The following is a 9,646-nucleotide window of genomic DNA, read 5'->3' on the forward strand; positions in this document are numbered from 1 at the left end:
ACTACCGCCGGAAGTGGCCTGAGCCGGCATCGACCCATTCATCCATGACAAGAAATCGCTTCGTTATGCGGCGTGTCGCCACGACCCTGATCGTCGCCGGCATCATCGTCTCGCAGGCCGCCTACGCTCAGGTCACGCTCAATTTCGTGAATGCGGATATCGACCAGGTCGCCAAGGCGATCGGCGCCGCAACCGGCAAGACCATCATCGTCGACCCTCGTGTGAAGGGGCAGCTCAACCTCGTGGCCGAACGGCCGGTGCCGGAAGACCAGGCGCTGAAGACGCTGCAGTCGGCGTTGCGCATGCAGGGCTTCGCACTCGTGCAGGACCACGGCGTGCTGAAGGTCGTGCCCGAGGCCGACGCGAAGCTGCAAGGCGTGCCGACCTACGTCGGCAATGCGCCGCAGGCGCGCGGCGACCAGGTGATCACGCAGGTGTTCGAGCTGCACAACGAATCGGCGAACAACCTGCTGCCCGTGCTGCGGCCGCTGATCTCGCCGAACAACACGGTTACCGCCTATCCGGCGAACAATACGATCGTCGTGACCGACTACGCGGACAACGTGCGGCGCATCGCGCAGATCATCGCCGGCGTGGACAGCGCCGCGGGCGCGCAGGTGCAGGTCGTTCCGCTGCGCAACGCAAACGCGATCGACCTCGCCGCACAGCTGCAGAAAATGCTCGACCCGGGCGCGATCGGCAACAGCGACGCGACGCTGAAGGTGTCGGTCACGGCCGACCCGCGCACCAACTCGCTGATGCTGCGCGCGTCGAGCGCGTCGCGCCTCGCGGCCGCGAAGCGCCTCGTGCAGCAGCTCGATGCGCCGAGCGCGGTGCCCGGCAACATGCACGTCGTGCCGCTGCGCAACGCCGATGCGGTGAAGCTCGCGAAGACGCTGCGCGGGATGCTCGGCAAGGGCAGCGGCAGCGACAGCGGCTCATCGGCGTCGTCCAACGATGCGAACAGCTTCAACCAGAACGGGGGCTCGTCGTCGAGCGGCAACTTCTCGACCGGTACCTCCGGCACCCCGCCGCTGCCGTCGGGCGGCCTCGGCGGCTCGTCTTCGTCGTCTTCATACGGCGGCACGTCCAGCAGCGGCGGGCTCGGCGGCGGCGGCCTGCTTGGCGGCGACAAGGACAAGGGCGACGACAACCAGCCCGGCGGGATGATCCAGGCCGATGCGGCAACCAACTCGCTGATCATCACCGCATCGGATCCGGTTTACCGAAACCTGCGCTCGGTGATCGACCAGCTCGATGCGCGGCGTGCGCAGGTTTATATCGAGGCGCTGATCGTCGAGCTGAACTCGACGACGCAGGGCAACCTCGGCATCCAGTGGCAGGTGGCGAGCGGGCAGTTTCTCGGCGGCACGAACCTGAACCCCGGGCTGGGCCTGGGCAACAGCATCATCAACCTGACGGCGGGCGGCGTGACCAACGCCGCCGGCGGCATCACCGGCGGCGGGCTGGCCAACAATCTCGGGGCGCTGAGCCAAGGGCTCAACATCGGTTGGCTGCACAACATGTTCGGCGTGCAGGGGCTCGGTGCACTGCTGCAGTATTTCGCGGGCGTAAGCGACGCGAACGTGCTGTCGACACCGAACCTGGTCACGCTCGACAACGAGGAAGCGAAGATCGTCGTCGGCCAGAACGTGCCGATCGCGACCGGCTCGTATTCGAACCTGACGAGCGGCAATACGAACAACGCGTTCAATACCTACGATCGCCGCGACGTCGGCCTGACGCTGCACGTGAAGCCGCAGATTACCGACGGCGGGATCCTGAAGCTGCAGCTCTACACCGAGGATTCGGCGGTCGTCGCGGGCACCACGAGCGCGCAGACCGGCCCGACCTTCACGAAGCGCTCGATCCAGTCGACGATCCTGGCCGACAACGGCGAGATCATCGTGCTCGGCGGCCTGATGCAGGACAACTACCAGGTGTCGAACAGCAAGGTGCCGCTGCTCGGCGACATCCCGTGGATCGGCCAGCTGTTCCGTTCCGAATCGAAGGTGCGCGCGAAAACCAACCTGATGGTGTTCCTGCGCCCGGTGATCATCTCCGATCGCAGTACCGCGCAGGAAGTCACGTCCAACCGCTACGACTACATCCAGGGCGTGACGGGGGCGTACAAGTCGGACAACAACGTGATCCGCGACAAGGACGATCCGGTCGTCCCGCCGATGCCGATCGGCCCGAGCCAGGGCGGCACGGCCGCCGGCAACCTGTTCGATCTCGACAAGATGCGTCGCCAGCAGCTGCAGCGCCAGGTGGCGCCGGTGCCGGCCCAGCCGTTGCCGGAAGCGACGCCCGCGCAGCCGCAGAGCGTGCCGCAGCAAGCCGTGCCGCAACAGCCGCTGACGGCCACGCCGGGAGCGTCGCAGTGAGCGACGTGCACGCCTCTTCCACCCACGACGGCGCGCCGGGCGAACGGCAGCCGCCGTCGCCGCTCGCCGCGCGACTGTTGCCGTACGGCTTCGCGAAGAGCGGCCAGGTGCTGATCGCGCATCAGCTCGACGACACGCTCGAGGTGTGGATCAGCGAACGCACGAGTGACGCCGCGCTCGCGGAAATCGCGCGCAACTTCGGCTCGATCTCCGTGCATCGCGTGCCGGCCGACGAGCTCGCGCAGGCGATCAACCATGCGTACGCACGCCAGGACGGCAGCGCCGCGCAGGTGGTCGGCGAGGTCGAGGGCGAAGTCGACCTGTCTCGGCTGATGCAGGACATCCCCGAAGTCGAGGATCTGCTCGAATCGGAAGACGACGCGCCGATCATCCGGATGATCAACGCGCTGCTCACGCAAGCGGCACGCGAACAGGCGTCGGACATCCACATCGAGCCGTTCGAGAACGCGTCGGTCGTGCGCTTTCGTGTCGACGGCACGCTGCGCGACGTCGTGCGGCCGAAGAAGGCGCTGCACGGCGCGCTGATCTCGCGGATCAAGATCATGGCGCAGCTCGACATCGCCGAGAAGCGCCTGCCGCAGGACGGCCGCATCACGCTGCGCGTCGGCGGGCGGCCGGTCGACGTGCGGGTGTCGACGCTGCCGACCGGGCACGGCGAGCGCGCGGTGCTGCGTCTGCTGGAAAAGGATGCGCAGCGCCTGAACCTCGAGGCGCTCGGAATGGGCCGCGACACGCTCGTGCAGTTCGACAAGCTGATCGCGCGCCCGCACGGCATCGTGCTCGTCACGGGCCCGACGGGTTCGGGCAAGACGACCACGCTGTATGCGTCGATGTCGCGGCTCGAAACCGCGACGACCAACATCATGACCGTCGAGGACCCGATCGAATACGACCTCGGCGGCATCGGCCAGACGCAGGTGAACGAGCGGATCGGGATGACCTTTGCCCGTGCGCTGCGCTCGATCCTGCGCCAGGATCCGGACGTGATCATGATCGGCGAGATCCGCGACCTCGAAACCGCGCAGATCGCGGTGCAGGCGTCGCTGACCGGCCACCTCGTGCTCGCGACGCTGCACACGAACGATGCGGCCTCGGCCGTCACGCGGCTGACCGACATGGGCGTCGAGCCGTACCTGCTCGCGTCGTCGCTGCTCGGCGTGCTCGCGCAGCGGCTGGTGCGGCAGCTCTGCCCCGTCTGCAAGGAAGAACGCCAGGAAGAAGGCCGCACCGTGTGGCATCCGGTCGGCTGCGACAAGTGCGGGCATTCGGGGTATTCGGGCCGGCGCGGCGTATACGAACTGCTGCTGGTCGACGAGTCGATCCGCTCGCTGATCCACCGCAATGCGGCCGATGCGGAGATTCTCGCCGCCGGCCGGGCGGAAGGGATGCGCACGCTGCGCGACGACGCCGAGCGCTGGCTCGCGTCCGGCGCGACGTCGCTCGAGGAAGTGCTGCGCGTGACGGGAGGCGCATAGCGCGATGCCGGCATTCCGTTTCGAAGCAATCGATTCGGCGGGACGCGCGCAGAAAGGCGTCATCGATGCCGACAGCGCACGTGCCGCGCGCGGCCAGCTGCGTACGCAGGGGCTCACGCCGCTCGTCGTCGAGCCGGCCGCCAGCGCGACGCGCGGGGCGCGCTCGCAGCGGCTCGCGTTCGGCCGCAAGCTGTCGCAGCGCGAACAGGCGATCCTCACGCGCCAGCTCGCGAGCCTCCTGATCGCCGGGCTGCCGCTCGACGAGGCGCTCGGCGTGCTGACCGAGCAGGCCGAGCGCGACTACATCCGCGAACTGATGGCCGCGATCCGCGCCGAGGTGCTCGGCGGCCATTCGCTCGCGAATGCGCTGGGCCAGCATCCGCGCGACTTCCCGGAAATCTACCGCGCGCTCGTCGCGGCCGGCGAGCACACCGGCAAGCTCGGCATCGTGCTGTCGCGCCTGGCCGACTACATCGAGCAGAGCAACGCGCTGAAGCAGAAGATCCTGCTGGCGTTCACGTATCCGGGAATCGTCACGCTGATCGCATTCGGCATCGTCACGTTCCTGCTGAGCTACGTCGTGCCGCAGGTCGTCAACGTGTTCGCGAGCACGAAGCAGCAGCTGCCCGTGCTGACGATCGTGATGATGGCGCTGTCGGATTTCGTGCGGCACTGGTGGTGGGCGATCCTGATCGCCGTCGTGCTCGTCGTGTGGTTCGTGAAGGCGACGCTGTCGCGCGACGGGCCGCGCCTCGCGTTCGACCGCTGGGTGCTCACCGCGCCGCTCGCGGGCAAGCTCGTGCGCGGCTACAACACGGTGCGCTTCGCGAGCACGCTCGGCATCCTCACCGCGGCGGGCGTGCCGATCCTGCGCGCGTTGCAGGCGGCCGGCGAGACGCTGTCGAACCGCGCGATGCGCGCGAACATCGACGACGCGATCGTGCGTGTGCGCGAAGGCTCCGCGCTGTCGCGCGCGCTGAACAACGTGAAGACGTTTCCGCCGGTGCTCGTGCACCTGATCCGTTCCGGTGAAGCGACGGGTGACGTGACGACGATGCTGGATCGCGCGGCCGAAGGCGAAGCGCGCGAGCTCGAGCGTCGCACGATGTTCCTGACGAGCCTGCTCGAGCCGCTGCTGATCCTGGCGATGGGCGGCATCGTGCTCGTGATCGTGCTGGCCGTGATGCTGCCGATCATCGAGCTGAACAACATGGTGCAGTGACGGCCTGACCGCGGGTCGGGCCGTCGCCTTCGGCTTCAGCGCACGTAGATCGCCGGGGACGGCGTGTTGGCGGGCAGCTGGACTTCGGTGCGGGCGCCGTTGCGCTCGACGATGATCGAGCGGGGGCGGACTTCGGCGAGCTTCGCGCCGGACGTGACGTCCGCGCCGAGCGACACGGCACGCGGCGGTTCGCCACCGACACCGATGATCGCGGCGCCGCCGTGGTCGAGCGCGAGGATGCCGAACAGGTGGATGTCCTGCACGGCATTCTTGTCGAGCTGACCGCCGAAGAGCGCCGCGGCGTCCTCGGTGCGGATCGGCAGCCGCGCGGCGGCGGCGGGCAGCGGCGCTTCGCGGGCGGACAGCGTGACGACCCAGTAGGTGGCCGTCGCGCACAAACCCGCGAAGAGGGCTAGGGAGAGGATCCGGATCGAGAGCGCGTTCATGCGCGCTATTGTACGGATGTATATGAAATTTGCGTTGGGTGAAAGCCCTCGGCAATGCGCGCCTTACAATGCGTGCTCCGCGCCCGCGGGTTCGGAAGGTTGCCGTCAGGCAATCGTCCGGTGCGCTGGGTGCGTCACCCGACCAACGACATTTTTTGGAAAGAGGTAGTCAGTCATGCAAACGTGGATCACTCGCCGCAACGCGGCCGTGCGTCGTCAGCGCGGTTTCACGCTGATCGAGATCATGGTGGTGGTCGCGATCCTCGGGATCCTGGCGGCGCTCATCGTGCCGAAGATCATGAGCCGCCCGGACGAGGCACGCCGCATCGCCGCGAAGCAGGACATCGGCACGATCATGCAGGCGCTCAAGCTGTACCGTCTCGACAACGGCCGCTACCCGACCCAGGATCAGGGCCTGAACGCGCTGATCCAGAAGCCGTCCACCGATCCGATCCCGAACAACTGGAAGGACGGCGGCTATCTCGAGCGCCTGCCGAACGATCCGTGGGGTAACGGCTACAAGTACCTGAACCCGGGCGTGCACGGCGAGATCGACGTGTTCAGCTACGGCGCCGACGGCAAGGAAGGCGGCGAAGGCAACGACACCGACATCGGTTCGTGGCAATAAGCGCTCACTGACCGGCCCGACGCTTCGTCCCCTTCTTCATGCTCGCCACTCGCACGACCTTCCGCTGCGGCCGCGATCGCCGTGTGCGTCGCGGCGCGGCTTCGTCCGCACCGGTGCGTGCCGACGGCGGGCAGGCGTTGCATGAGGCGCGGCGCTACCGCGCGCGCGGCTTCACGCTGCTCGAAATGCTGGTCGTGCTCGTGATCGCGGGGCTGCTCGTGTCGCTCGCGTCGCTGTCGCTCACGCGCAATCCGCGCACCGACCTGCGCGAGGAAGCGCAGCGCATCGCGCTGCTGTTCGAGACGGCCGGCGACGAAGCGCAGGTGCGTGCCCGGCCGATCGCGTGGCAGCCGACCGCGCACGGCTTCCGTTTCGACGTGAGCTCGCCCGACGGCTGGCGCACGCTGCGCGACGACCTGCTGCGCCCGCGCGACTGGGACGGTGGCGTCACGGGCGCCGACATCGATTATCCGGGGTCCGACACGCATGCGAACCGCGTCGTGTTCGGCACCGAGAGCATCGACACGCCGGTGCGCGTGACGCTGCATTCGGCGGTCGGCAGCGCGACGATCGTCGGCACCGGCAACGGCCGCTACGAGGTGCAATGACGATGCGTCGTCGCCTGCCCTCTTCCGTTTCTTCATCGCGCGGTTTCACGATGATCGAGGTGCTGGTCGCACTCGCGATCATCGCGGTCGCGCTCGCCGCATCGATCCGCGCGGTCGGCACGATGGCGACCAACGCGTCCGACCTTCATCGCCGCCTGCTCGCCGGCTGGAGCGCCGACAACGCGCTCGCGCAGATGCGGCTCACGCATGCGTGGCCGGAGATCGGCGAACAGAGTTTCGACTGCTCGCAAGGCAACGTGCAGCTCGTCTGCACGCAGCGCGTGAGCACCACGCCCAACCCGGTGTTCCGGCGTGTGCGGATTTCGGTGAGCATGCCCGGGCACACCGGCGTGCTCGCGCAAATGGTGACGGTGGTCGCGAATGAAACCAGCCGTCCGCTCTGACGCGCCGATGCGACGCCCGCTCGCCCGCCCCGCCCGCGGCTTCACGCTGATCGAGCTGATGATCGCGATCGCGATCCTCGCGGTGGTCGCGATCCTCGCGTGGCGCGGGCTCGACCAGATCATGCGCGGTCGCGACAAGGTCGCGGCCGCGATGGAAGACGAGCGCGTGTTCGCGCAGATGTTCGACCAGATGCGCATCGACGCGCGGCTCGCCGCGACCGACGACGAAGCCGGCCAGCCGGCGATCGGCGTCGCCGGCAATACGCTGCAGATCGTCCGCGAACTCGAGGTGCCGGGCGTGGCGCCGCGGCTGCAGGTGGTGCGCTACCGGATCGCCGGCGGGCGCGTCGTGCGCTATGCATCGCCGCCGATCGACGACGCGAACCGGCTGCGCAACATGCTGAAGGACAGCAGCGTCGAAGGCTGGAGCTGGGTCGCGCTGATGGGCGGCGTCGGCGCGATCGACGCGAAGCTGTACGTGCCGCGCGTGGGCTGGACCACCAACCTGCAGACGGCCAACGACGCGCTCGCGCAGAACGACGATGCGCTCAAGGTGCCGCAGATCGGCAACGCGCCGCCCGCCCGCGCGGTGACGGGGCTGCAGGTCAGCATCGGCGCGACGTCGCTGCGCGTGCCGGTCACGCGCATCTTCCTCGTCGGGGAATGACGATGCGCGCGCGCCCTCTCCGCTCATTATTGGTTGCCCGTGCCGCCGGTCACGCACGGGCACGCGGCCGCCAGCGCGGCGCGGCGATCATCACCGCGCTGCTGGTCGTCGCGCTGTCGGCGATCCTCGTCTCGGGGATGCTGTGGCGCCAGCAGGTGCAGATCCGCCGGATCGAGAACCAGCGCGTGATCGCGCAGGCGCAGTGGGTCGCGCGCGGCGCGCTCGACTGGACCCGGATGATCCTGCGCTCCGAAGGCGATACGGCGCCCGGCATCACGTATCTCGGCGGCATCTGGGGCGTGCCGATCGCGAAGACGAAGCTGTCGGACTTCCTCGGCCGGATCGGTGCGCCCAACGACGCCGGCGGCGAAGACACCTATCTCTCCGGCTCGATCGAGGACGCGCAGGCGAAGTTCAACCTGCGCAACCTCGTGGCGTCGCCGGCGCCCGGCGTGCTGCAGTTGAACGTCACGCAGGTCCAGGCGTTCCAGCGCCTGCTGACGACGCTCGGCTACGACGGCGCGTTCGCGAAGCGCATCGCGCTGCAGGTGCGCGCGAGCCTGCTGAATTCGGCGACGCGTTTCCAGATGCCGACGCTGCCGGGTGGCGGCACCGCGCCGCCGGTCACCGCGCCGGTGACGACCGATCAGCAAGGCGGCGGCGGCTTCACCGACGATCCCGGCATGACGGGCGGCGATCGCGGGCCCGCGCCGCTGATGATGACGGGCGTCGACAGCCTGCTCGACGTCGACGGCGTGACGCCCGAGATGGTCGCGCGGCTGCGCCCGTTCGTCACCGTGCTGCCGACCACGACGCCCGTGAACATGAACACCGCGCCGGCCGAGGTGATCGCGGCGCTGATGCCGGGGATGAGCGTGTCGTCCGCGCAGGCGCTCGTGTCGCGCCGCGAGACCGTGTTTTTCCGCAACGTCGGTGACGTGCAGCTCGCGCTGCGCGGCGCCGGTGCGCCGAACGTGACGCTCGACTCGAGCGTCATCGACGTCAATTCGAGCTATTTCATCGTGCATGGCCGGATCCAGCATGACCGGGCGGAGGTTGATCGCACCTCGCTCGTGTATCGTGATCCGACCACGCACTCGACACGGGTCGTGCGCATTCGCGACCAGCTATAACGACGCCAATCGGGAGAGGAGCTCTTGTGAGCACGTTGATTGTTTCTTTGCCGCCGCGCGAGCCTGCCGTGCCGTTGCAGGAATGGCAGTGGCCCGAGCTGCCGTTCACGCTCGTCGACAAGGCCGGCCACGTGCAGCGCGCCGGACGCGCCGCGCTTGCGTTGCTGCCGCGCGCGAATGCGACCGTGCTGATCGTCGCCGCGCGCGACGTGCTGCTGCTGGCCGCGACCGTGCCGCCGCTGAAGGGACCGAAGCTGCGCCAGGCGCTGCCCAACATCGTCGAGGATCAGCTGATCCAGGATCCGCTCGGCTGCCATATCGCGCTCGATCCGGACGCGCTGCCCGACGGGCGCCGCGTGCTGGCCGTCGTCGATCGCGCGTGGTTCCGCACGATCTGCGACGCGTTCACGGCGGCCGGCCACCGGCACCTGAGCGCGGTGCCCGCGACCCGCTGCCTGCCGGCGCCGCACGTCACCGCCGCGCCGGCCGACAGCGAAGTCGATGCCGCCGCGGTTGCTGCCGACGCCGTCGAGGCGCCGCCCGCGCGTCCGGCGACGGTGGCCGCGGTGCTCGGGCGTGCGGCATCGGTCGAGCCGGTACTCGTCGCAGCCGGCGCGCTGCCGGCTGCGGCCGGTGCGCCGCGCCTCGAACTCGC

At 68.9% G+C, this 9,646-nt stretch carries 10 protein-coding genes; 9 read left to right on the top strand and 1 reads right to left on the bottom strand.

Annotated features, from left to right (window positions below):
* The first annotated feature begins 44 nt into the window (after positions 1 to 44).
* Genes gspD through gspF form a run of 3 tightly spaced genes read left to right on the top strand, consistent with a single transcriptional unit; the run spans position 45 to position 5,105 of the window.
* Positions 45 to 2,387, top strand: coding sequence for a type II secretion system secretin GspD (gene gspD / locus G3N98_RS26255; RefSeq protein WP_206149626.1), 2,343 nt, complete (start codon positions 45 to 47; stop codon positions 2,385 to 2,387).
* A complete protein-coding gene (gene gspE / locus G3N98_RS26260) occupies positions 2,384 to 3,883 on the top strand; it encodes a type II secretion system ATPase GspE (protein WP_039351516.1) in 1,500 nt (499 codons plus the stop codon). Before gspD ends, gspE begins: the two co-directional genes overlap by 4 nt.
* A gap of 4 nt (positions 3,884 to 3,887) precedes the next feature.
* Positions 3,888 to 5,105, top strand: coding sequence for a type II secretion system inner membrane protein GspF (gene gspF, locus G3N98_RS26265; protein WP_069246748.1), 1,218 nt, complete (start codon positions 3,888 to 3,890; stop codon positions 5,103 to 5,105).
* Positions 5,106 to 5,140: 35 nt separating this feature from the next.
* Here the strand turns inward: gspF and G3N98_RS26270 are convergent, their stop codons facing one another.
* Complete coding sequence (locus G3N98_RS26270; protein ID WP_039351532.1) at positions 5,141 to 5,551, bottom strand: type II secretion system protein N; 411 nt, start codon at positions 5,549 to 5,551, stop codon at positions 5,141 to 5,143.
* Positions 5,552 to 5,726: 175 nt separating this feature from the next.
* On the opposite strand from G3N98_RS26270, the gene gspG reads away from it, so the two are divergent.
* The 6 genes from gspG to gspL all read left to right on the top strand — a co-directional run.
* Entirely contained in the window at positions 5,727 to 6,179 is a 453-nt protein-coding gene (gene gspG, locus G3N98_RS26275; protein WP_011350483.1) for a type II secretion system major pseudopilin GspG, read from the top strand.
* Between the two features lie 38 nt (positions 6,180 to 6,217).
* Positions 6,218 to 6,787: a GspH/FimT family pseudopilin gene (locus G3N98_RS26280; RefSeq protein WP_206149628.1), complete on the top strand. Its 570-nt coding sequence runs from the start codon at positions 6,218 to 6,220 to the stop codon at positions 6,785 to 6,787.
* A 2-nt stretch (positions 6,788 to 6,789) separates the two neighbouring features.
* Positions 6,790 to 7,191 (top strand): type II secretion system minor pseudopilin GspI, encoded by a 402-nt coding sequence (gene gspI, locus G3N98_RS26285; RefSeq protein WP_046550081.1) that lies wholly within the window; start codon positions 6,790 to 6,792, stop codon positions 7,189 to 7,191.
* Positions 7,169 to 7,858: a prepilin-type N-terminal cleavage/methylation domain-containing protein gene (locus G3N98_RS26290; RefSeq protein WP_206149629.1), complete on the top strand. Its 690-nt coding sequence runs from the start codon at positions 7,169 to 7,171 to the stop codon at positions 7,856 to 7,858. Before gspI ends, G3N98_RS26290 begins: the two co-directional genes overlap by 23 nt.
* Before the next feature lie 2 nt (positions 7,859 to 7,860).
* Entirely contained in the window at positions 7,861 to 8,991 is a 1,131-nt protein-coding gene (gene gspK / locus G3N98_RS26295; protein ID WP_089471862.1) for a type II secretion system minor pseudopilin GspK, read from the top strand.
* Between the two features lie 26 nt (positions 8,992 to 9,017).
* The coding region (gspL, locus tag G3N98_RS26300) for a type II secretion system protein GspL (protein ID WP_346779109.1) at positions 9,018 to 9,646 on the top strand (629 nt) is incomplete at its 3' end.

This window comes from Burkholderia sp. Tr-20390 (assembly GCF_017104595.1).
Classification (GTDB): domain Bacteria; phylum Pseudomonadota; class Gammaproteobacteria; order Burkholderiales; family Burkholderiaceae; genus Burkholderia.

What these genes read in the sequence shown, in the direction of transcription:
- gspD (WP_206149626.1), top strand. Translation starts at nt 45, where the DNA reads ATGACAAGAAATCGCTTCGTTATGCGGCGTGTCGCCACGACCCTGATC.
- G3N98_RS26270 (WP_039351532.1), bottom strand. Translation starts at nt 5,551, where the DNA reads ATGAACGCGCTCTCGATCCGGATCCTCTCCCTAGCCCTCTTCGCGGGT.
- gspI (WP_046550081.1), top strand. Translation starts at nt 6,790, where the DNA reads ATGCGTCGTCGCCTGCCCTCTTCCGTTTCTTCATCGCGCGGTTTCACG.
- gspG (WP_011350483.1), top strand. Translation starts at nt 5,727, where the DNA reads ATGCAAACGTGGATCACTCGCCGCAACGCGGCCGTGCGTCGTCAGCGC.
- G3N98_RS26280 (WP_206149628.1), top strand. Translation starts at nt 6,218, where the DNA reads ATGCTCGCCACTCGCACGACCTTCCGCTGCGGCCGCGATCGCCGTGTG.
- gspF (WP_069246748.1), top strand. Translation starts at nt 3,888, where the DNA reads ATGCCGGCATTCCGTTTCGAAGCAATCGATTCGGCGGGACGCGCGCAG.
- G3N98_RS26290 (WP_206149629.1), top strand. Translation starts at nt 7,169, where the DNA reads ATGAAACCAGCCGTCCGCTCTGACGCGCCGATGCGACGCCCGCTCGCC.
- gspK (WP_089471862.1), top strand. Translation starts at nt 7,861, where the DNA reads ATGCGCGCGCGCCCTCTCCGCTCATTATTGGTTGCCCGTGCCGCCGGT.